At 64.6% G+C, this 21,300-nt stretch carries 20 protein-coding genes; 17 read left to right on the top strand and 3 right to left on the bottom strand.

What is annotated here, in order from left to right; genetic code table 11:
• Positions 1-27 precede the first annotated feature (27 nt).
• Together Q9R13_RS17305 and Q9R13_RS17310 are read left to right on the top strand one after the other, a co-directional pair.
• Positions 28-1,005, top strand: a complete 978-nt coding sequence (locus Q9R13_RS17305) for a DUF5919 domain-containing protein (protein ID WP_310962418.1) — start codon at positions 28-30, stop codon at positions 1,003-1,005.
• Positions 1,002-1,472 (top strand): NUDIX hydrolase, encoded by a 471-nt coding sequence (locus Q9R13_RS17310; RefSeq protein WP_310962419.1) that lies wholly within the window; start codon positions 1,002-1,004, stop codon positions 1,470-1,472. Before Q9R13_RS17305 ends, Q9R13_RS17310 begins: the two co-directional genes overlap by 4 nt.
• Here Q9R13_RS17310 and Q9R13_RS17315 read toward each other — a convergent pair.
• Positions 1,465-2,010 carry an HD domain-containing protein gene (locus tag Q9R13_RS17315; RefSeq protein WP_310962420.1) on the bottom strand — a complete coding sequence of 182 codons (546 nt, stop codon included), beginning with the start codon at positions 2,008-2,010 and terminating at the stop codon, positions 1,465-1,467. The two genes, Q9R13_RS17310 and Q9R13_RS17315, sit on opposite strands and share 8 nt — an antisense overlap.
• 483 nt (positions 2,011-2,493) lie before the next feature.
• Here Q9R13_RS17315 and Q9R13_RS17320 point away from each other — a divergent pair, with 483 nt between their 5' ends.
• The 7 genes from Q9R13_RS17320 to Q9R13_RS17350 all read left to right on the top strand — a co-directional run bounded on the left by Q9R13_RS17320 (position 2,494) and on the right by Q9R13_RS17350 (position 9,557).
• Positions 2,494-3,792 carry an ISL3 family transposase gene (locus Q9R13_RS17320; RefSeq protein WP_310961331.1) on the top strand — a complete coding sequence of 433 codons (1,299 nt, stop codon included), beginning with the start codon at positions 2,494-2,496 and terminating at the stop codon, positions 3,790-3,792.
• Between the two features lie 97 nt (positions 3,793-3,889).
• Positions 3,890-5,098 carry a hypothetical protein gene (locus Q9R13_RS17325; protein WP_310962421.1) on the top strand — a complete coding sequence of 403 codons (1,209 nt, stop codon included), beginning with the start codon at positions 3,890-3,892 and terminating at the stop codon, positions 5,096-5,098.
• A complete protein-coding gene (locus Q9R13_RS17330) occupies positions 5,095-5,667 on the top strand; it encodes a hypothetical protein (RefSeq protein WP_310962422.1) in 573 nt (190 codons plus the stop codon). The genes Q9R13_RS17325 and Q9R13_RS17330 overlap by 4 nt, the downstream gene beginning before the upstream one ends.
• Complete coding sequence (locus Q9R13_RS17335; protein ID WP_310962423.1) at positions 5,664-7,592, top strand: AAA family ATPase; 1,929 nt, start codon at positions 5,664-5,666, stop codon at positions 7,590-7,592. The genes Q9R13_RS17330 and Q9R13_RS17335 overlap by 4 nt, the downstream gene beginning before the upstream one ends.
• A gap of 48 nt (positions 7,593-7,640) precedes the next feature.
• The gene (locus Q9R13_RS17340) at positions 7,641-8,141 is read left to right on the top strand and encodes a hypothetical protein (RefSeq protein WP_310962424.1); all 501 of its coding nucleotides are present in this window, start codon (positions 7,641-7,643) and stop codon (positions 8,139-8,141) included.
• Between the two features lie 246 nt (positions 8,142-8,387).
• Positions 8,388-9,197 (top strand): MarR family winged helix-turn-helix transcriptional regulator, encoded by an 810-nt coding sequence (locus Q9R13_RS17345; protein ID WP_310962425.1) that lies wholly within the window; start codon positions 8,388-8,390, stop codon positions 9,195-9,197.
• Positions 9,198-9,338: 141 nt separating this feature from the next.
• Positions 9,339-9,557: a hypothetical protein gene (locus tag Q9R13_RS17350; protein ID WP_310962426.1), complete on the top strand. Its 219-nt coding sequence runs from the start codon at positions 9,339-9,341 to the stop codon at positions 9,555-9,557.
• 100 nt (positions 9,558-9,657) lie between these two features.
• On the opposite strand, the gene Q9R13_RS17355 is transcribed toward Q9R13_RS17350, so the two are convergent.
• The gene (locus Q9R13_RS17355; protein ID WP_310962427.1) at positions 9,658-10,293 is read right to left on the bottom strand and encodes a TetR/AcrR family transcriptional regulator; all 636 of its coding nucleotides are present in this window, start codon (positions 10,291-10,293) and stop codon (positions 9,658-9,660) included.
• A 67-nt stretch (positions 10,294-10,360) separates the two neighbouring features.
• On the opposite strand from Q9R13_RS17355, the gene Q9R13_RS17360 reads away from it, so the two are divergent.
• The gene (locus Q9R13_RS17360; RefSeq protein ID WP_310962428.1) at positions 10,361-10,795 is read left to right on the top strand and encodes an ester cyclase; all 435 of its coding nucleotides are present in this window, start codon (positions 10,361-10,363) and stop codon (positions 10,793-10,795) included.
• A gap of 386 nt (positions 10,796-11,181) precedes the next feature.
• Here Q9R13_RS17360 and Q9R13_RS17365 read toward each other — a convergent pair whose 3' ends face one another.
• Positions 11,182-12,546, bottom strand: coding sequence for an IS110 family RNA-guided transposase (locus Q9R13_RS17365; protein ID WP_310962429.1), 1,365 nt, complete (start codon positions 12,544-12,546; stop codon positions 11,182-11,184).
• 165 nt (positions 12,547-12,711) lie between these two features.
• Between Q9R13_RS17365 and Q9R13_RS17370 the strand changes: the two genes are divergently transcribed.
• The 7 genes from Q9R13_RS17370 (at position 12,712) to Q9R13_RS17400 (ending at position 20,671) form a co-directional block, all read left to right on the top strand.
• Complete coding sequence (locus tag Q9R13_RS17370; RefSeq protein ID WP_310962430.1) at positions 12,712-12,933, top strand: TrfB-related DNA-binding protein; 222 nt, start codon at positions 12,712-12,714, stop codon at positions 12,931-12,933.
• Positions 12,934-13,013: 80 nt separating this feature from the next.
• A complete protein-coding gene (locus Q9R13_RS17375; RefSeq protein ID WP_310962431.1) occupies positions 13,014-14,717 on the top strand; it encodes a type I restriction-modification system subunit M in 1,704 nt (567 codons plus the stop codon).
• The gene (locus tag Q9R13_RS17380; protein ID WP_310962432.1) at positions 14,714-15,943 is read left to right on the top strand and encodes a restriction endonuclease subunit S domain-containing protein; all 1,230 of its coding nucleotides are present in this window, start codon (positions 14,714-14,716) and stop codon (positions 15,941-15,943) included. Before Q9R13_RS17375 ends, Q9R13_RS17380 begins: the two co-directional genes overlap by 4 nt.
• A complete protein-coding gene (locus Q9R13_RS17385) occupies positions 15,943-16,914 on the top strand; it encodes a DUF4268 domain-containing protein (protein WP_310962433.1) in 972 nt (323 codons plus the stop codon). The genes Q9R13_RS17380 and Q9R13_RS17385 overlap by 1 nt, the downstream gene beginning before the upstream one ends.
• Positions 16,915-16,972: 58 nt before the next feature.
• Positions 16,973-17,251, top strand: a complete 279-nt coding sequence (locus Q9R13_RS17390) for a type II toxin-antitoxin system RelE/ParE family toxin (protein WP_310962434.1) — start codon at positions 16,973-16,975, stop codon at positions 17,249-17,251.
• Between the two features lie 30 nt (positions 17,252-17,281).
• A complete protein-coding gene (locus Q9R13_RS17395; RefSeq protein WP_310962435.1) occupies positions 17,282-17,569 on the top strand; it encodes a HigA family addiction module antitoxin in 288 nt (95 codons plus the stop codon).
• Between the two features lie 9 nt (positions 17,570-17,578).
• Positions 17,579-20,671, top strand: a complete 3,093-nt coding sequence (locus Q9R13_RS17400) for a type I restriction endonuclease subunit R (RefSeq protein WP_310962436.1) — start codon at positions 17,579-17,581, stop codon at positions 20,669-20,671.
• Positions 20,672-21,300: the final 629 nt, after the last annotated feature.

Raw genomic sequence — 21,300 nt, forward strand, 5'->3', positions numbered from 1 at the left:
TCCCGCCAGCTCACGTACTGCCGGAGCATGCTGCTGGATCAGCTGGCCATCCTTGATTCGGTCTGCGACGGCGCCGATGGGTGCGGTGCCCGACGTAGTTGCCCTCTGCTCTGCGACGTGTGCATCCGACATTTGGTAGACCTCCCGATAGGCCAGTTGATACGTCGATTTCACCGCGCGGCCCGGGACGCTGAAACCGCCTGGTGGGACGTTTTAGGACGGCTCGTGCTAGTCTGGATTCGTCCGGAGGTGGAACACGTGCGCAACGAACGGCTGCGATCAGCGATGGTCCGGACGCACATATCGGTGGAGGATCTCCAGCGTGCAGTGGGTGTCGATCCCAAGACAGTTCAGCGCTGGCTCAATGGGCGTGTTCCCCATCAGCGATTCCGCTGGGCAGTGGCGGAGCTGCTCGACGAGGACGAGGCCTATCTGTGGCCCACAACATCCGTCGAGACATCGGCAGGCGCCGGGAGCACGGCGGAGATCGTTGCGGTCTATGCCCGGCGCGCCGAGGTAGACCGCAGGCTGTGGACGAAGCTCATCGACGACAGCCGTCGCGAGGTGTGCATCCTCGGCTACGCCGCGCTGTTTCTCACCGAGGCATACCCAGGGCTGGCAGAGCGCCTGGTGGCAAAGGCCGAGGATGGATGCCAGGTACGGGTGGCGCTCGCGGACCCCTCCTCTGCTGAGGTCGCGGCACGAGACGCAGAGGAGCACCAGGACGGTGGGCTGGTGGCGCGCATCCAGAACGCGCTGACGAGGTTCCGCCCGGTCGCACTGTGTGAGGTTGCGGATCTGCGGCTTCATCACGAGCCGATGTACAACTCGGTCTTCCGCTTCGATGACCAGATGGTGGTGACACCGCACCTGTTTCGCCGGGGTGGCTTCGAGTCTCCCGCCCTGCACCTGCGTCGTCTTGGCGATCACGGCATCTTCGACACCTTCGCGAAGCACTTCGATGAGGTCTGGTCCAGCGCAATCGCCGTACCCTCTCAGGCATGACGCGCATCGATTACTACGACGATCCGGACGCGCCGGCGGCAAACAGCCTTGTGCCAGCGGCCTCGGCCGTGGTGGTCAACGGCGACGGATCGATCCTGATGCAACGACGCAGTGACAGCGGGTTCTGGAGCATTCCAGGCGGAAAGATGGAGCCGGGAGAATCGATCCGCGACACGGCCGTTCGCGAGACCCGCGAGGAGACAGGCTATGAGATTGAGCTCGGCCGCCTTGTGGGCATCTACTGCGATCCAAACCACCGCGCCGCGTACTCGGACGGCGAGGTACGCCAGGAGTTCTCGGTCTGCTTTGCCGGCAAGGTCATTGGCGGGAGCGCTCAGACCAGCGACGAGTCGCTCGAGGTCGCCTTTGTCGCTCCCTCAGAACTAGCCGACCTCGATATTCACGGGCCGATCCGGTTGCGGATCAAGCACTTCCTTGAAGACCGACCACAACCGTTCATCAGTTGAGCAAGGGCGCTGGGAGAAGACCCTGTACTCGAGCGACCACCTCCCGGAGGTGTGGCTCCGATCTCGCCAATGCAACGGTGACTGGATGCTCGCGCGGATACCGCCGCCGGATGTCGGCGATCCGTTGATCGATGTCGACCTGATCTCCCCTGGGGCCCGTGGTCAGGTCGGCAAACGTCAGAACGTCCGCTGCGATTGAGTCCTCCAGCGGGAACTCGTCTAGTTCGCTACTCAGCCCTCGCACCCCCGCCTCCCAGCGGGCGCCACTGTGGTGGGCCACCAGACACGACAGACGTTCCTCGCCCAGCGTCCGCAACCACCGCGCACCGTCGAGCGGGTGGAACCCAGTCGCCGAAAGCGCGGGGGAGTAGCCGATGTCGTGCATAAGGCCGGCGCACGCGAGGACGAGTTCGTCATCGGGGCACACACGCTGAGCGACGTTGCGGGCGGTCTCGCCGGTAGCACGGACGTGCGCCAGACGTCCGAGCAGGCCGTCCAGATAATGCCGTGCCAGTTGATCTGCCGTACCCAAGTCCATGCTTCGAGGGTAGGTCGAACATCTCCCGCACATCGAGCGGCGTTTGGCATGGGATGCATGGCTCGCAACGTTCGTGCCGGCTCGTGCGTCGCACCATGACGAACGCGATGTGCGTCGCTTCGGCCCAGATTGACGCAGGACATCCTGATCGCTCAACGAAGTTCAAGGGGTCCTGAAACACGGTGAATGCTCAGGACAGGCGCAGTCCGCGTCTGAACACCGAATGTCGTGGCCGCGCTGGGAGGGTGCACCGGCGTAGGGATTGCGAAGGCAACCGCGGAAGTCATGCGAGATCTTCGCGCGGCACCTAGATTGGCGTTCGTGACTGACACTGCCCAGGCGACCGCGATGACGCCTGCGCATATTTTGGGCTCTCCTGACGTACCTGTGGGTGCCTGAGCGCGCCTGAACGAGCCACACGCCGCTTCCTGTCTAGGTTTCTGAGCTGTCTAGGAACAGGAACCAGGTGCACAGGAGAGCGGCGTGCGTGATGTCAGCCTATGGCGGGGCGTGTTCGGGGTCGAGAAGACGGTGATCGAGCGGGTCGAGTTCGACGAGGACGACCAGGTGCTGGTCGCCTACGTGCGGCCGACCAAGCGGCAGCGTGGCCGCTGCGGGCGTTGTCGGCGACGCTGTCCGGGTTATGACGCCGGTGCGGGCAGGAGGCGTTGGCGGGCGCTGGACCTGGGCACGATGGTCGCGATGGTCGAGGCTGACGCGCCGCGGGTGACCTGCCGGGCCCATGGCGTGGTGGTCGCCCACGTGCCCTGGGCCCGCCACGACGCCGGCCACACGCTGAGCTTCGATGATCAGGTGGCATGGCTGGCCACCCAGGCCTCGAAGTCATGCGTGGTCGAGCTGATGCGGATCGCCTGGCGCACCGTGGGTTCGATCATCTCCCGGGTCTGGGCCGACATCGAGACCCAGCACGACCGCTTCGCCGGGCTGCGGCGCATCGGGATCGACGAGATCAGCTACAAGCGCGGGCACAAGTACTTGATGGTCGTCGTCGACCACGACCAGCGGCGACTGGTCTGGGCCGCACCGGGACGCAACAGCGCCACCGTCGCTGAGTTCTTCGATCTCCTCGGCGAAGAACGCTGCAAGCTGATCACCCACGTCTCGGCTGATGGGGCCGACTTCATCGACACCATCGTCGCCGGGCGGTGCCCGAACGCGGTCCGGGTGGCCGATCCGTTCCACATCGTCAAATGGGCGACCGAGGCGCTCGATGAGGTCCGGCGTGAGGCGTGGAACGACGCCCGCAAGCAGGCCAGAACCGAACCCAAGCGGCCGCGTGGACGTCCTCGCGCCGACGCACCGCCGCGACCGGGCAGCGAACGGGCCAAGTCGTTGAAGGGAGCCCGCTACTCGTTGTGGAAGAACCCCGAAGATCTCACCGAGAACCAGCAGACCAAGCTGGCTTGGATCGCGGCCACCGATCCGCGGTTGTATCGCGCCTATCTGCTCAAAGAAGGCCTGCGGCTGGTCTTCCGACTACCCCACGCGGCAGCCGCCGAGGCCCTGGACCGGTGGATCAGCTGGGCGCGACGCTGCCGGATCCCGGCGTTCGTGAAACTGCAGAAGAGCATCGTCAAGCACCGTTCCCGGATCCTCGCCGCGATCGAGCACAACCTGTCCAACGGGCTGATCGAGTCGACCAACACCAAGATCCGGCTGCTGACCAGGATGGCGTTCGGGTTCCACTCCGCCGAGGCATTGATCGCGCTGGCGATGCTCACCCTCGGCGGGCACCGACCCGCCCTCCCGGGCCGCAACTAACCCACAGATCAGTCAGGAGGGCCATATTTTGAAGGTCACGCCTACGCCCGACGATGCGGGCGCGGAGGCAATGGACAGATTCGATTGGCAGTGCGCGATGGCGACCGCTGATCTGCTCGCGGTCTACACCGAGCTGCTAAAGGCCGGGCGGACAATCGGCGAGGTTGCGGTCGAGCTGATCTGTGAACACCACGAAGACTGGGCTCTGTTACTGGGTGACGATGCGGACATTGTTTCTGCGAAGCATCTTGAGCGTGAGTTCGGTACGTACAGCACGTTGAAGCAGGTGCTTGATGATGGCGGTGTCCTGCATCTGTTCGACCGCTGGGTTGCTTTGAAGCAGTCACCGACGTGCCGGGTGATGACGACCCCGAGCTTGAGTGGCGACGCACGCCAGCTCGAGAAGGCCTGTGAGCACTTCGCCGGCCAGCAGGGGAACCTTGAGTTTGGGGAGTTCGAGGGGATCCTGACCAAGTTGGCGGCTGAGATTGTCCGGCGGCGGACGGTGAAGGCGAAGTCGGCGGACCCGAAGTCGGAGATTGTGTTCGTTCCGGAGAGTGCGGAAACCCTTGCTGCGTTTCTTCGCGTTCTTCGGTTCACTCACAGTCGCCCGTTCCGGGATGACTTGGCGTACTCAGCGGGCGATAGGTACGCAATGCCGGTGGCTGTGGCGTTGGGTCATGCGGAAGCGGCTGACGCGATCTGGGAGGCGTTGATGAACGTGGTCCGGGAGCGGATGCGGGCTGCGGGTCCAGAGCCTCGGGCGGCGTTGCCTTTGGTGTTGGGCGCCAGGGATGAGCCCGGATTCGAGAAGCGGATGCTGACGTTGGCGGATGTGGAGACGATTGTCGGTGTGGCGGTTGCGAACCCGTCTGGGTATCGGCGGTTGCCGAAAAAGGTCCTGACGTCGAAGGTTGCGGTAAAGATGAGCGCCGGCGGTTGTTCGGACACCGCGATTGCGCGTGCCGAGAGCTTGCGGCTTCAGTTCCGTTCGCACTGGCGCACGGTGAATTCGGGACCGAGCAAGGTCACGGCACGTCGAAACGTTGAGAACGCGTTGCATCGGATTGCGGACGAAGAAGCGGCCGCGGTGTCCGGGGGCCCTCAACCGTGGGGTCAGAGGTTGTGGTCTGCGGTTCAGGTGCGGATCGATGCTTTTGAGGGCAACGCGAAGGCGCACGGCCTGGACTCAAACCTGCTCCTTGGTGGTGTCGCGGAGCTGTCGAACAAGTGCCTGGTGTGGTTCTCGCCGAGCTTTGACGCTGACACTGTGATGCGCGAGACGGCAGAGAAGGCATCGTCATGACCCGGTCTTTCGAGGAACTCGATGAGCTCCAGTGGGAACTTGACGACCTTGCCTATCACCAGATTCGGGTGCTGTTGCTGGTCGCGGCGGTGGCTGCGGAACCGAAGCACAACCGGAAGCTGGATGGGCTGACCAAGCTCGCGAAGCTCGACTTCTTCGTCCGATACCCCGCACTCGCGACCGCGGTTCTTGACGACCTTGAACCGGATGAGCGGATGCATTTGAGTGAAGAAGACCTGTCGAACCCGACGACGGTTCAGGACCCGATGACGAGGTACAAGTACGGGCCCTGGGATGACCGGTACTACCCGGTCATCGGTGCGCTGGTCGCCCGCGGCTTGTTGAAGTACGGCACCGGTGCGCGTGGAAGCGTCTCGCTTCTCCCGACCCCTCTTGGGAAGCAGTTAGCGACCGAGCTCGCCGGAGACGGCGTGTGGCATGAGGTCGCTGACCGGTGCGCTGCGATCGCGGAAGCGTCACGCGGCATGACCGGAAACGCGCTAAAGGAACTCATCTACGAGAGGCTTGCAGAGCTAATGGATCGGCCGCACCGTCAGGTGATTTCGTGACCAGCCGATTTCGGATCGACCAGTTCAGGCTGGAGACCGTCGAAGGGCCGGTCACCTACAACTTCACTGACGATCTGACTGTCCTTGCCGGTGACACCGGTGTCGGCAAGACGACGCTGTTCGAGCTCATCAAGTTCGCGCTCGGTGGCGACGGCCTCATCGCGCCGGTGGCAGCGAAGAACGTTTCCGAGGTCCATCTGAGCATTCAGGTCGGAACCGAGCGGCTCCAGTTGAGCCGTGAGCTCGATGGCGACCGGCGCAAGAACATGCGGGTCACCGACCTGATTACTGGTGACGTTCGCCCGAAGGTCGCCGTGAGCAGCGACAAGGAAACAACGGTCAGCGGCATCCTGTTGAGTGCGCTCGGGTTGTCGACGACGATGCGGGCCGCCGCGCGTTCACCTGGCAGCAGCCGCAAGGGTGCGCTCATCACGTTCTACGACCTGTTCAAGTACATGTACGTGCCGCAGGCGGCCATCAACCAGGACATCGCTGGCAGCAGAGACACCTACTACGAGCCGAAACGAAAGTCAGTGTTCGAGCTTCTCTTCGGCCTCACCGACGCCGAGGTCCTCGACATGCAGTCGGAGCTGAACGACCTGAACGGCAAGGTCGCCGAGGCGAATCGTGAAGCCGAGACCATCAACCAGTTCCTCACCCACAGCGGCATGAAATTGCGGATCGACGCAGAACTGGCACTCGCTCAAGCAATCAAGGAGGAGAAGGAGGGGCAAGACGCCCTCATCCACCTCGCGAGCGAGGTCGAAGAGGTCGTCGACCGCGAGACCCAGGTCCTTCGCGAACTGCTGACCGACAGCGAGCGAGCCCTGAACGACGCGCAAGAGCTCGTGTCGTCACTGGACCGCGAAGAAGCGCAGTACCGCGCTGAGCGTCACCAAGTCGAACAAGACATCACGCGCCTCCATCAGATGGCAAGTGCCGGGCAGCGGCTCGCGAACATCGAGTTCGTCGTATGCCCCCGCTGCACTCAGTCACTGAACCAACGCCAGGTACCGGACGACGTGTGCCGCGTCTGCATGCAGCACGACAGCGTCAAGAACCTCACACGCGGCCAGTACGAGACGGCCCAACTAGTCGACCAGGTCGAAGAGGTCGATCTGCAGCTGACGGTCATCGCGAAGCAAGCTAGCGATGCCGCCGAAGCTGTTCAGAACCGCAGGAACCTGGTCAGCTCCCTGACTGCCCAGATCGAGAGGCGCACCGCGAACCGGGTCACACCGCGCCTCCAGGCGTACACCGACGCGGCAGCCAAGGCCGCACGCGCCAAGGCACAACAAGAGCATCTCGAAGAGGTCCTGCAGCGTTGGGACAGGGCCAGCGACCTCCAAACCGTGGCCGAGACACTCGAGAGCCAGCGCAGCGCACTCAAGACCGCGATCGGCGCTGCGAAGTCCGCGTTGGACGAGCGACGACGCAGCGTGCTCAGCCAGCTCACCGACGAATTCGCCACGACGGTCGCAGCGTTCCGCATCCCTGCCAGCCAAGGCGCCACCATCGACCCCAAGACCTACCTCCCGCTGCTCGACGGACAGCCCTTCAACCAAGTCAGCTCCGCCGGCGGCATCGCGACAGCAACACAGGTCGCGTACTGGATGTCGCTCGTGGCGGTCGCCATACGTCTCAACGACACCGCGTACCCGGCGTTCTTGATGATCGACAGCCCGCGGTTGGCGGTCAGCAGCACCGAGGACATCTCTGGCCAGATGTACTCGCGATTCGTAACACAGGTAGGCGTCGTCCCGAACCGACTTCAGTTCATCGTCGCCGACAATGAGATGCCGAAGGACTACGTCCGTCGGTTCACGGAGTTCAAGTTCTCGTACGAAGACCCGACCATCAGTACGGTCGAACATCCCGGCCCGGCAGACGTCGTGCCACTTACTGCCGAGTCCGACCCGGCCTAATGAGCCTGTCTGCAAGTCGCGTCATTTCGCCATGGCAGCCTAAGCGCCATGGACGTTGACGTACTGGATCGACTTCTGCCGATCGTCACATTGGTGATCGGCGCTTTGCTGACGTTCTTCCTACAGCGCTCGGAAGGTGGGTACACCCGTCGTCTTGCGGCAGGTGACCTGCTAGCCGACCTGAGTCGCCAAGTCTGGTCGAGGAGCGAACCCGACGGCTGGATGAGCTTTCAGGTGTATCTGGGCCGGCTGCGCGTCTACCTGCGTGAGGCGGGCGTGCCGGAACGGGTGACCAGATCGTTGTCAGAGGCCGCTGAGGCCTACTGGTCGGCTGTCGAGGAGATTCGAGGATCCGATGGCCAGGAGTCCTGGGCGATGCCGGACAGCCACGTGGCGCAGACCCTGAACATCGCTGAGAACCGAGTTCACATGTTCCTGCGCACGGGCTTGCGTTGGCGGCTCGGTGAATGGCGGCAGAGGCGTCAGGTTGTCAGATGGGTGACCGACGCACAAGAAGCTGAACGGAAGGCAAAGCAGGGGAGCGGATGATCTCCTGAATCGGAACAGTTCGGGCCAGTGTCGTCGGCGAGGGCCGTCACATCGGTCTGAGGCTCGAACGCCGCACGCTCCGCTGGTTCGACACGACCAGGTCCGTGCGATATCTGCAACCCAGACGGACCCGCGTCACACCGCCGCGGATGCCGCGACCTCGTGTCGTATCCGAGCGCCTCGTTCGTGGTTAGCGTGAGAGGTCGCCTTGGAAGGCGCCGCCACGACAACGGAGGATGCAGACCGATGCCGCACCCACAGTCGAAGATCCACCGCGTGTTCGAACTCATCGAGCCGATCGCCACGACCACGTTCTCCCAGGGTCCGACCGAGGAGTTCCTCGCCCTCGGTATGCGGAACTACTGGGACGGATATTTCGCAGGCCGGGCCGCGCCGTTGGGGTTGGCGCCTGCCGAGGTGGTGGACGCGGTCTTCTACAACTTCGCCGACGGCGAGGTGGCGCGCCACATTCCCTGGGTCTGGGGCATCACCACGCCGCAGGAGGCGATCGCGGTGCGCGAGCGGGGTAGCGCCGCGGCGCTGCGGCAGCGGATCGGGAACCTCGCCAACTCTCCCCGGGTTGCGCACGTTGCCGACCTCGCCACCCGAGCGGCGGTCAGCGCGCCGATCGAGGGTCGGGCGTTGTATGCCGGACTTCGAGCACTGGCCGTGCCCAGGGACCCGGTGGCGAGGCTGTGGCACGCGGCGACACTCCTACGCGAGCACCGCGGAGATGGCCACAACATCATCCTTGCCGCCCACGGCATCGGCGGCGGCGAGTCCCACGTCTTGATGGCGCTCACCATGGGGATGCGGGCCGAGGAGTTCGGTCGGATCAACCACCTGCCCCCGGCACGGGTGGTCGCAGTCGTCGACCGGTTGCGGGCACGCGGACTCGTGGACGCCGAAGGGTGGTTCACCGACGCTGGTCGCGACCTCCGGGAGAAGATCGAGAGCCAGACCGACGAACTGGCAAGACCGCCCTATGACGTACTCAGCGCGGGCGACCTCGACGAGCTGATCACCGGGCTCGAGTCGATTGCGGCTTCTTTGTAGGCCGCTTTTCGCCCATCGACGCGCGTCATACAGCGTTTGCGCACCCGCCGTCGAAGGCGTTTCGCGAGTGGGGTCTACCGTTGCAGACTGGCGGATGGCCGGAGCCCACTGTCGGCGCGACAGGATGCGAGGTGTAAGCCCATGTCAGAGATTCAGCTGCGGGTTCGCCTCGTGAGTGGTGATCAACTCGACGTCAGGTTTGAGGGTGATGGCGAGGAGGACGAGGTCATCGAGCGAGTCGTCGCAACCCTTGCGAATGATTCCGGCGCGCTTCGCTGCACCCATGGTGGCCGGCTGCTCGTGCTCTACGGGAGGGGCGTGGCCACCGTCGAGATAGCACCGCGCGGCGCAGTTCTTTGACCGCATCGCCAGCTGGTCGGCTCGTAGTGCCGCACGGAAATATCCGCGTCGCTCGCGGTGCCAGTCGCGCCCTTGTCGGATGTCGGGGGATCGGGCCGGCTCAGTCGAGTAGCGCGATCAACTGCCCGGCGAGCCAGGTCTCGTATTCGGTCGGCGACCAGCCGCGACGACGTACCAGCCGGTCGTAGCAGTCCGGGGAGTTCAGGGTCCACACCGCGTCGATCAACCAGGGCAAGCCGTTCTCGTCCGCGTGGTGCTCGGGGAGACCGATCCGGTCGCGCATTCCGGTGATCGCGCGGGCCGTGCCGACGTACCGTTCCTGCTCGATGGTCGCGGTGAACTCGAGGAGGGTGGCGTCGGTGCCGTGCGCTAGGAGCGCACCGAGCAGCGGCCCGGCCCGTTCGGCGAGAAGCCGTACCCAACCGGCGTATGCATTCGCGAACGCAGGCCGGTCGCCGGCTTCAAATATGGCTTGGAACTCCGGTCGGTCGCTCATCGTCACGGCCGCGTCGTCACCGGCCATCATCTGGTCATAGACCACCTTGACCACAGCCGCCTTGTTTCCGACCGAGTTGTAGACCGTCTGCGGGCTGACCCCCGCCGCAGCTGCCAGCGTGGCGACGGTCATCGCGGAGTACCCGCCGTGGAGGAGCAGGTCACGCGCGGTCTCCACGATCGATGCCCGGGTCCGCCGCGCACGCTCGATCCGAATGGAGCTGTCGTAGGGCCTTGGCATGCCGCCCCTAGTTCGTTAGATTCCAATTCCATTGGAATAACATTCCAATCCCTGTAGGAGTGTAGCCATGAACCCGAATCAAGCGCAGGCGGCGGCCCTACGCGTCTTCGACGCCATCAACTCCGGTGACCTGGACTGTCTCGAGGATCTGGTCACCGACGACTTCGTCGATCACGGCTCACCGTTTCCCCTTCCACCGGGCCCGGCCGGCTACCGGCAGATCCTCATCTTCGTCACCCAGGTGCTTCGGATCAGGTACGACATCGAGGACGTGTTCTCGACCGAGGACCGGGTTGTGCTGCGAGCGGTGGCACACGGCGTCGGGGTCGACGCTGTGCACGGACCGGGTGCGGAGGGCGGGAGCTACTCGATGGCCACCGCGCACATCTACCGCACTGAGGGCGGCCGGCTCGCCGAGCATTGGGGCGTCCGCGACGAGTACGGCGCACGCCTCCAGCTCGGCACCATCAAGGCCCCGGACCCGATGCCGCTCGGCCGCTGACTCAAGTCGGTGGCGGGGCACCACGCCGAGACGAGACCCCTGCGGGATCAGGCGACTCGACCGCAGCGCGGTCTCCGAGCAAAACGCGGGCCGCGACGGCGAATGCTCAAGTTGTCGCGCGCACCTCGTTCCTGGACGGAGGCCCACTGCCCAGCTGTCGGCGCAGATGGTCCCGCATGCTCCACCGATCGATGGTTCAGATGGACTGGACGTGGAAGCGCCACCGATCCAGCACTAGCCAACCGGAGTTGGGACTCCGACTGGGCACGGAACCCGACCTGATCAGGATGGACGGAGGGTCTGTCACAGACCCGTGAATCACCTGTAGTTGCACAGGCGCGTCAGCGCGTCGGGCGGCAGCCCGACACTTTGGTTCCTCGTGCGGCTCAGCTGACCTGGTCGAGTACGACGGTGTGGCCCAGCTTCTCGAGCTGGGTGACAAGTCGCCGGGTGTGGGCCTCCTCGTTGCGCTTCTCCAGCCATTGCGGGCCGAGGTCGCTGTAGGGCTGGTCTCGCTTGAGCATGTAGTAGGCGGTGGTCAGGATCGAGTGCGCGACCGCTACCTGGGCCCGACTCATCCCTCGGCGGCGCGTCAGCCGGGCGTGTTGGACCGCCAGGTAGTTCTTGCCCTTCATCCGGCCGACAGATCCGGCGGCCTCCACCAGGATCCCCGATAGCCACTTGTTTCCGCGGCGACGACCCGCGGGGGTGCGCCTGCCAGCCGACTCATAGATCGCCGGGGACAAGCCTGCCCAGGATGCTAGGTGCGCCGCGCTGGGAAACTTCGACATGTCCCCGCCCGTCTCGGCCAAGATGACCTGTGCGACCTTCGGGCCAACGCCGGGAATGGTCTGCAGCAGTTCGATCTGGTGCGCCCACGGCTCACAGGCAGCTTCGATTGCGAGGTCGAGCTCGCGCATGGCGCGTTCGACCCGATCGATGCGATCAAGCAGCGAGCGCGCCAGCTGGGCATGGTGTCGGTCGAAGTTACCCTCCAATGCTTGGGCCAAGTCCGGGATCTTCGACCGCATCTTGCCCTTGGCCATATCGGCCAAGACCAGAGCATCGGTCTCTCCCGCGATCATCGCGGCCAAGATCGCCCGTGCCGAGACCGTCTTCAGTGACGAGGCAACCACCGACAGCTTGATCGAAGCGTCCTCCAACATCAGCTCCAACCTGACGATCTCCCGGGTCCGGTCACCTTGCAGTTGAACTCGGTATCGAGTCAGCAGCCGGAGCCGGCGGATCTCGGGGGGCGGGACGAACGAGGGTGTCAACAAGCCGTGTTCGAGCAGTTGCGCGATCCACTCCGCGTCGCGCACATCGGTCTTCCGGCCAGGCACGGCCTTCATGTGCGCTGCGTTCAACAGCCAGACATCCATGACCTCCTCCAGGCAGTAGAACGGCGGCTTCCAGTACGTCGAGGTCGACTCCATCGCCGCGATGGTCACGCCCTCGCGCTCGAGCCAGTCCCGCATCACCAGTAGCGATCCCGTGGTCGTCTTGAAGGTCCGAGTCTCTTGATGTCGCCCACGGCGTGCGCCCGGCGTGCGGACGCACACCGTCACCGACGCCTTGCCGACATCCAAACCCGCGACCCGGTCGTAAAGCACTTCCATCTCGATCAGCTCCTTCCGGTCAAACCGGCCCGCCGGAAGGCTGGCCGGGTGTCGCTCGGAAGGTCTTCTGCCGGGATACAGACCCACGTGCTCGCAGCAACAATCCAAAGGCACCCGAAGACCCCACGCCATACACCTCTACGGGCTCAACCCGCACCAGTGTGTCCCGACGTCGCCGAGCGACACCACGATTCTCATCCCCCACCGCAGCGACGAAGTCGCAAGCCTTCACACCTCTTGCACCACGGATGACAACCGGGGGTTGACGCGATAGCTGCAGGCTGTCAGCATCGGCCCATGACACCGAAGCCCGTCGCCGAGGAAGACCGCCAGAAGTTCGAGAGACTTCGAGACCTTCGAAGCTCTGCGCTGGCGCACGCCCGTCTGGCGCGTCAGTTGGCTGAGCAGCGGCGCGACTTGATCAGCGAGCTGGTCGAGGCCGGGTACTCCCAGGCCGACGTTGCGCGTGAGTTGGGCGTGACCCGCCAGGCGATCCAGAAGATGCTTGCTGCTGTTTGACGTCGACGCTGGGCGGGTGGCGCAGGATGGGTCGGACCTATCCGGCAGGATCGGGTCAGTCAATCGGAAGAGGGGTCGAGTTGAGCAGTCTGGGGAACTTCGTGTGGTCCATCGCGGATCAGCTACGGGGGGTCTACAAGCCGCACCAGTACGGCGGGGTGATCCTGCCGTTCACGATCCTGCGGCGGCTCGACTGCATCCTCGAGCCGAGCCGCGTCACTGTCCGCGAACTCGCCAAGAAGCACAGTGGCGGTGCGCTCGACGTACAGGTCCGCCAGAAGACCGGCTTCCGGTTCTACAACACCAGCGCCTACAACTTTGCCGCGCTGCTCAATGAGCCCGATCAGCTGCGGTCGAACCTGATCGACTACATCTCGCGCTTCTCCGCCAACATCGACGTCTTCGAACGGTTCAAGTTCGAGAACGAGATCGCCACCCTCGACGAGAAGGGCCGTCTCTACCTGGTCGTCTCGAAGTTCGCCGAGGTAGACCTGCACCCCGACATGGTGCCGAACTCTGCAATGGGCGATCTCTTCGAGGAGCTGATCCGCAAGTTCGCCGAGGCCTCCAACGAGGAGGCCGGCGAGCACTACACCCCACGAGATGCGATCCGGCTGATGGTGGACCTCCTGTTCGCCGAGGACAACACCGCGCTGCTGGAGCCGGGCGTGGTCCGGTCGATCTATGACCCCACCGCCGGCACCGGTGGCATGCTCTCGGTCGCCGAGGAACGACTGGTAGAGCGCAACCCGAAAGCGCGCCTGGCGCTGTACGGCCAGGAGATCAACGACCAGTCGTACGCCATCTGCAAGTCCGACATGCTCGCCAAGGGCCAGGATGCCTCCAACATCCAGCTCGGCGACACGCTTTCCGACGATCGGTTCGCTGGTCGCACCTTCGACTTCTGCATGTCCAACCCGCCGTACGGCGTGGACTGGAAGGCCGCCCAAGAATCCGTGAAGGCCGAGGCCGCGCAGTTCCCGCAGGGCCGCTTCGGCCACGGACTACCGCAGGTCTCCGACGGCCAGATGCTGTTCCTGACCCACCTCGCCCACAAGATGCACTCCGCGAAGGACGGCGGCGGCCGGGCCGGCATCGTGTTGAACGGCTCGCCGCTGTTCAACGGCGCGGCCGGGTCGGGGCCGAGCGAGATCCGCCGCTGGCTGCTGGAGTCCGATCTGGTCGACGCGATCGTCGCGCTACCGACCAACATGTTCTTCAATACCGGCATCGCCACCTACATCTGGATCCTTGACAACACCAAGGCGCCCGAGCGCAAGGGCAAGGTCCAGCTGATCGACGCCACCGGATACTGGTCCAAGCTACGCAAGAACCTCGGCGCCAAGGGCCGCGAGGTCGGTGCGGCCGACCGCGACACGATCGTCAAGCTGTACGACGCCTTCACCGGGTCCGAACATTCCAAGATCTTCGACATAGGCGACTTCGGCTACTGGACCATCACCGTCGAACGCCCGCTCCTCGATGAGGACGGCAAGCCGGTGCTCGACGCCAAGGGCAAGCCCAAGCCGGACAGCAAGCTCCGCGACACCGAGAACATCCCCTTCACCTACGCCGGCGGCATCGACGCCTACTTCGACGCCGAGGTGCTCCCGCACGTCCCCGACGCCTGGGTCGACGCTAAGAAGACCAAGGTCGGCTACGAGATCCCTTTCACCCGGCACTTCTACACGTACGCCCCACCGCGCTCGCTTGCCGACATCGATCGGGATCTGGAAGCCCAGGTCGCCAAGATCCTGGATCTTCTACGCGAGGTTGAGGGGTGACTTCGTTGACCCGGCTCAAACGGGTGCTGAGCGAGGTCGACATTCGCGCTGGAATGGCGGACTCCACCTTGCCGCGCATGTCGGTTTCGATCTACTCCGGTGTGCAGCGTCGCGTTGAGCCGGCAGGTGAAGCATCTACCGCGGCCGACTTGTCCAGCTACAAGGTTTGTCGAGACGGCGACCTCGTCATCAACAGGATGCGAGCGTTCCAAGGGGCTCTTGGGATTGCGCCCGAGGACGGGCTCGTTAGTCCGGACTATGCAGTACTTGAGGTCGCGAGCGGAGTCGATCGCGCTTGGCTGTCCTACCTAATGACAAGTCAGCCGTTTGTGAGCGCGATGGCGAGTCTGGTCAAGGGCATCGGTGGGATCGACGCTGGGAATGTGAGGACGCCCCGCCTCAACATTCGCGATCTGGGTGACCTGGACGTTGCTGTGCCGAGTGCGTCCGATCAGCAAGCCGTCGTCGCATACCTTGACCTCGAGACCTCCCGGATTGACACGCTCGTCGAGGAGCAGCAGCGCCTTGTTGACCTCCTTCATGAGCGACGCGACGTGGCCTGGGCAAACGTGTATCGGTCGTTGGCTGGCTCTGCCCCGATCGTCTCCATCAGGCGCGTGATCTCGTCGATAGTCGACGGCCCATTCGGATCGTCGCTGACATCTGCGCACTACGTTGACGAAGGCGCACGCGTAGTCCGTCTCGGCAACATCGGCATCAACGAGTTCAAGAGCAGTGATGCCGTTTACATCTCTTTGGAGTACGCGCAGGAGCTGGAGGCGCATGCCGTCAGGGTGGGGGATGTCGTCGTAGCCGGACTTGGGGACGAGCGGATGCCGCTCGGTCGGGCTGCTGTTGTTCCCGATATTGGACCCGCCATCGTTAAGGCGGATTGTTACCGCGTGCGCCCCAGGCAGTCCGTGAGTTCAGAGTATTTGGCATGGGCGCTGTCGGCGCCCCAGAGCCGCAATCAGATCGCGCTCCTAGCTCGTGGCGCTACGCGTGCACGCCTAAACACGAGCATCATGCGCGAAGTCGCGATCCCGGTCCCTGACCACAGCGTTCAGCGTCGAGCGGTGGAGCAGACCGCGCTGATGACCGGGAAGATCGACACCCTCATCGCCGAGTCCGAGCGGTTCATCGAGCTGTCCCGGGAGCGCCGCTCCGCTCTCATCACTGCGGCCGTGACTGGCCAGATTGACCTACAAGACGAGGTTTCGGCGTGATGGACGCCCCGGCTTCGCTCGGTCGGTTGACGACGGTCCCGGCCCGTGAAGTCTGGCCATACGAGGCGCTCAACTTCACGCCGTGGCTGCTGGCCAACGTCGACGTACTCAGCGATCTGCTCGGCATGGATCTCGTCCTCGAGGTCGCCGAGCACCCCGTGGGCGACTTCAGCCTGGACCTGATGGGGCATGACGAAGCGACCGGTCAAACCGTGATTGTCGAGAATCAGCTCGAGATCTCCGACCACACCCATCTCGGTCAGATCCTGACTTATGCCGCTGGCACCGACCCGACCACGATCGTCTGGGTGACCACTGGCTTCCGGCCCGAGCATCGAGCCGCGCTGGACTGGCTCAACGACCGCACCGACGAGAACACCCGGTTCTTCGGCGTCGAGATCCACGTCGTAAAGATCGGCGATTCGGAGCCCGCGCCGGCGTTTCGACTGATCGTGCAGCCCAATGACTGGGGCAAGCAGGTGCGAGCGGCGACTGCGGTGTCCGGCGAGACCAGCGAACGCGTGCGGGCCTACTGGGCCTTCTGGGAGCGGTTCCGGGACCGACTCAAGGCCGCCCACCCCAACTGGACCTCATCGACCCAGTCCACGAAGAACTCGTGGTTCGCCAAGTCGGCTCGAGTGAGAGGGGCGACCTACTGCTCCGCGTTCACCGAGCGTGGTCTGGCAGTACAACTGGTGTTCGATAGCCCCGACGCCGGGCTGAACGTGGCCCGGTTTCAGGCCTTGCATGCACGACGAGCGGAGCTCGAGGCGGCGTTCGGCGCACCACTGCGTTGGGACCTAGTCGATGGTAGGAAGTCGACCCGGGTCGAGGTGGTGCGCGACGGGTACTGCGACGTCAGGGACGAATCGCAATGGGATGCCTGGCTTGACTGGCTCATCGAGACCGAGGGGCGACTGCGGGCCGCGTTGAGCGCTGTCGGTGGTGTCCCGTCGGTGCAGGTCGACTGATGATCCGGACATATGCTGACTTCTTGTATCGCATATCGTTACGCGATACATTGATCCAGTGATCGTCGGGTTCCGGCACAAGGGCCTGGAGCGGCTGTATCGCGACGGGTCCAAGAAGGGGGTGCAGGCGGCGCATGTCGACAAGCTGTTGCGCATCCTCTCCGTCCTTGACGTGGCGCAGTCCGCTGAGGACCTTGCGATCCCGTCGTTCCGCACGCACCAGCTCAAGGGCAAGCTCGCCGGACACTGGTCGATCTGGGTGAACGGCAACTGGCGGGTGACGTTCCGCTTCGTCGACACCGACGTCGAGCTCGTCGATTATCAGGACTACCACTGAACGCAGCGCCACCGCTGAAAGGACATGATCATGGTGATGAAGACCCCGGTCCATCCAGGCACCGTTCTGCGTGAGGACGTGCTCGCCGAGCTCGGTCTGAGCGTCGGGGAGACTGCGGAGCGACTCGGGGTGTCCCGGGTGACGCTCAGCCGGGTCCTGCATGCCCATGCCCGGGTGAGTCCGAACCTGGCCGTGCGCCTGGAGGAGGCGGGGGTCGGTACGGCCCGCGCGTGGCTGGCCATGCAGACGGCGTACGACCTCGCTCGTGAGCGCGCCGCGGGCGTGCCCAAGGTGACCAAACTCGAGCCGGTGGCCTGAGCCGTCACCATGGCCGACCACAACGAGATCAAGTTCGAGCAGGAGATCTCCGAGCATCTGGCTGCGCACGGTTGGCTGTACTCACCCAGCGACGACGGGTACGACGCGGAGCGGGCGCTCTTCCCCGCTGACGTCTTCGGCTGGTTGGCCGACACGCAGCCCGACGAGCTGGCCAAGGTGGTCAAGAACGGGTCGGTCGCCGAAGAGGGGCAGGTGCTGGACCGGTTGGTGAAGGTGCTCGACACCCCGCTGGAGTCGGGTGGCGGCACGCTCAACGTGTTGCGCAAGGGCTTCCAGCACGTCTCGGCTCGGTTCGACATGGCTCAGTTCAAGCCGGAGTCGACGCTCAACCCGGCCACGTCGCAGCGGTACTCACAAGTTCGGCTGCGGGTGATGCGGCAGGTGCACTACTCGACCGCCACCCGGCACTCGCTCGACCTGGTGCTCTTCGTCAACGGCCTGCCGGTGGCAACGCTGGAGCTGAAGACGGACTTCACCCAGACCGTCACCGACGCCATCAACCAGTACAAGAAGGACCGTCCGGTCAAGGACCCGGCAACCGGCAAGCCGCAGGCGATGTTCGGGTTCGGCACCCGCGCACTGGTGCACTTCGCGGTGTCCAACGACGAGGTCTGGATGACCACCCGGCTTGCGGGGGAGAAGACCCATTTCCTGCCGTTCAACCGGGGCACCCTCGACGGTGGTGCCGGCAACCCGCCGGCGTCGGGAGGCAAGTCCACGACGGCATACCTGTGGGAGGACGTCTTCGAGCGTGACGCCTGGCTGAACATCCTGGGCCGCTTCCTGCATCTGGAGACCCGAACTTCCCGCGACCCGATCTCGGGAGCGGTGGAGAAGTCGACGACGCTGCTCTTCCCGCGCTACCACCAGTGGGACGCCGTCACCCGGCTCACCGGGGCCGTGACCGAGGAGGGTCCGGGACGCCGGTACCTGATCCAGCACTCGGCCGGGTCGGGCAAGACCAACTCGATCGCGTGGACCGCCCACCGGCTGGCCCGGTTGCAGGTGGACAACCAGAAGGTCTTCGACTCCGTCATCGTCATCACCGACCGCAATGTGCTCGACGCCCAGCTCCAGGAGGCGATCAAGCAGATCGACAACGATGCGGGCATCGTCACCGCGATCGACATCGACGAGGCCCGCAAGCAGGGCGCGACCTCGAAGTCCGGGCTGCTGGCCAAGGCGCTGGTCAACGGCAAGCTGATCATCGTCGTGACGATGCAGACGTTCCCGTTCGCGATGCAGGAGATCCGGCAGAACTCCGGGCTGAAGGACAAGAGGTTCGCGGTGATCGCCGATGAGGCGCACTCCTCGCAGACCGGCCGCACCGCGACCGAGCTCAAGGCGGTGCTGACCTCCGAGGAGCTCGAGTCGTTGGAGGACGGCGGCGAGATCGATGTGGAGGCGCTGCTCGCTGCCGAGGCGACCGGGCGCGCGAACTCCTCGAACATCTCCTACTTCGCCTTCACCGCGACCCCGAAGGCCAAGACCCTGGAGCTGTTCGGCCGGGTTCCTGAGGGATCAGTGGACAGCCGCCCGGTGCCTTTTCATGTCTACTCGATGAAGCAGGCCATCGAGGAGCGGTTCATCCTCGACGTACTTCGCGGCTACCACTCCTTCCAGCTCGCCTTCAAGGTGGCCGGCGAGGCCGGCGCCGAGCGCGAGGTGGACCAGGCCGAGGCGACCAAGCGGGTCAAGCAGTGGGTCAAGCTCAACCCGCAGACGATCGCCCAGAAGTCGGCGCTGATCGTCGAGCACTTCCAGGAGAACGTCGCACCGCTGCTCGAAGGGCATGCCAAGGCGATGGTGGTGGCCGACTCCCGGGTGGCCGCGGGGCGCTACAAGCGCGAGATCGACAAGTATGTCGCGGCCAAGGGCTACGACATCGGCACCCTGGTCGCGATCTCGGGCTCGATCAGCGATGCGGAGTACGGCATCGAGGACGCCACCGAGGCCTCGCTCAACCCGGGTGTGGGTGACTTGCGCAAGGCGTTCCAGGGTGATGACCGCAAGGTGATGATTGTTGCGAACAAGTTCCAGACGGGGTTCGATCAGCCGCTGCTGAGCGCGATGTACGTCGATCGCAGGCTGTCCGGTGTCACCGCCGTACAGACCCTGTCGCGGCTCAACCGCACTTACCGGACCCCGTCGGGTCAGGTGAAGGACACCACCAGCGTCGTCGACTTCGTGAATCAGCCCGAGGACATCCAGGCGGCGTTCGAGCCCTACTTCACCGACGCCTTTCTGGAGACCTCGACCGACCCGAATCTGGTCTGGGACATCGCCGGCAAGCTCGACCAGGCGCGCATCTATGAGGAAGCCGACCTCGATGCCGTCGTCGACGCGTGGGTGAAGGGCAAGGGCAACCAGGCCCTCGACGCCGCGTTCGCGCCCGCGCTGACCCGCTTCACGACCCGCCGCAACACCGCCGAGGCCGCCGACGACAAGGGCGAGCTGGATGCGTTGGCCATCTTCCGCAAGGACCTCGGCACGTTCGCTCGGGTCTACGACTTCATGAGCCAGATCATCGACTACGGCAGCGCCGTACTGGAGAAGAGGTCGATCTTCTACCGGCTCTTCGACAAACGCCTCCACGAGAGGACCGACGCCGACGACATCGACCTGTCCTCGCTCTCCCTGCTCGCCGTACGCCAGGTCGACAAGGGCAAGACCGACCTCGACCTCGGCGCCCGCATCGGCCTGCACGGCCTCACCGAGGCCGGCTCAGCGGAGAAGAAGGACCCCAAGCTGGTCGCTCTCCAGGAGGTCATCGAGCGGCTCAACGACCTGTTCGGCGCCGAGGAGTTCGCGCAGAGCCAGTCCGAGACATTCGTGCGCGGCCTGATCGACCGGATGCTGGAGAACGAGTCCCTGGTGCAGCAGGCGCGGGTGAACTCGATCAAACAGTTCAGCGAGAGTCCCGACTTCGACGAAGCAGTGGTCGACGCTGTCGCCGACAACCAAGGCGCCCACAACAAGATCGCCGACTACTTCTTCACCGACGCGCCCGGCCGATCCAACCTGGTCCGTTCGCTGGCCAAGGCATTCCACGAACTGGCTGCCGATGGTGACGTCGCGTAGGGGAGTCGATGTCCGGCTCACAGACCGGCTGCACCGCCGACCACGGTTCCTGACCGGGTCCGCCGCGGCCGGGGTCACCAAGCTCGGCACCGAGATCGCCGAGGTTCTCACCTTGGGTGACGCGCACGGCACCGAGCCACTCATCTCGGCACTTGAGCGAGCGGTCGCGTTCGGCCGCTCGCGCGCTGATGACGTCCGTTCGATCCTGGCCACCAACGGACATGGCCGCAGGCCCATACCGGCGGGTCAGGCGTTGGCGATGACCCTGCCCACGGTGCCCGCCAGGTCGCTGGACGCCTACGCCATCCAGCCCGCGATCGAGGGGCTTGAGGGAGGTGACGGCTCACGACAGCGACGACTCCGACATTGCGGATCGCCACCCGAGCGAGGGGGTGTCGGCTGGTGTGCCAACCGGCTGCGTATCCAGTCATGTCAACGGGTGTCCCCCCGCAGGGTTTCCAATCTCGGGGCGAACGGAACAGGCGGCCCTCGCACCTTGTGCCCCGCTCAAATCGGACCAATGAAGCGTGCAAACTGCGTCAGGTCTCTACAGGTTGGACCCTGCATGCAAGTCTTCGGACGCGTCGGAGAAGTACATGTCCGTGGCCATGAAAAAGTCCCCACTGGTG

This window comes from Nocardioides marmorisolisilvae, assembly GCF_031656915.1.
GTDB lineage: Bacteria > Actinomycetota > Actinomycetes > Propionibacteriales > Nocardioidaceae > Marmoricola > Marmoricola terrisoli.

Coding starts and splice junctions, on each gene's coding strand:
- Q9R13_RS17325 (WP_310962421.1), top strand. CDS start 3,890: ATGGCGACCGCTGATCTGCTCGCGGTCTACACCGAGCTGCTAAAGGCC.
- Q9R13_RS17310 (WP_310962419.1), top strand. CDS start 1,002: ATGACGCGCATCGATTACTACGACGATCCGGACGCGCCGGCGGCAAAC.
- Q9R13_RS17385 (WP_310962433.1), top strand. CDS start 15,943: ATGGACGCCCCGGCTTCGCTCGGTCGGTTGACGACGGTCCCGGCCCGT.
- Q9R13_RS17340 (WP_310962424.1), top strand. CDS start 7,641: ATGGACGTTGACGTACTGGATCGACTTCTGCCGATCGTCACATTGGTG.
- Q9R13_RS17355 (WP_310962427.1), bottom strand. CDS start 10,293: ATGCCAAGGCCCTACGACAGCTCCATTCGGATCGAGCGTGCGCGGCGG.
- Q9R13_RS17345 (WP_310962425.1), top strand. CDS start 8,388: ATGCCGCACCCACAGTCGAAGATCCACCGCGTGTTCGAACTCATCGAG.
- Q9R13_RS17395 (WP_310962435.1), top strand. CDS start 17,282: ATGGTGATGAAGACCCCGGTCCATCCAGGCACCGTTCTGCGTGAGGAC.
- Q9R13_RS17370 (WP_310962430.1), top strand. CDS start 12,712: ATGACACCGAAGCCCGTCGCCGAGGAAGACCGCCAGAAGTTCGAGAGA.
- Q9R13_RS17330 (WP_310962422.1), top strand. CDS start 5,095: ATGACCCGGTCTTTCGAGGAACTCGATGAGCTCCAGTGGGAACTTGAC.
- Q9R13_RS17315 (WP_310962420.1), bottom strand. CDS start 2,010: ATGGACTTGGGTACGGCAGATCAACTGGCACGGCATTATCTGGACGGC.
- Q9R13_RS17365 (WP_310962429.1), bottom strand. CDS start 12,546: ATGGCGTGGGGTCTTCGGGTGCCTTTGGATTGTTGCTGCGAGCACGTG.
- Q9R13_RS17350 (WP_310962426.1), top strand. CDS start 9,339: ATGTCAGAGATTCAGCTGCGGGTTCGCCTCGTGAGTGGTGATCAACTC.
- Q9R13_RS17305 (WP_310962418.1), top strand. CDS start 28: ATGCTGCTGGATCAGCTGGCCATCCTTGATTCGGTCTGCGACGGCGCC.
- Q9R13_RS17360 (WP_310962428.1), top strand. CDS start 10,361: ATGAACCCGAATCAAGCGCAGGCGGCGGCCCTACGCGTCTTCGACGCC.
- Q9R13_RS17400 (WP_310962436.1), top strand. CDS start 17,579: ATGGCCGACCACAACGAGATCAAGTTCGAGCAGGAGATCTCCGAGCAT.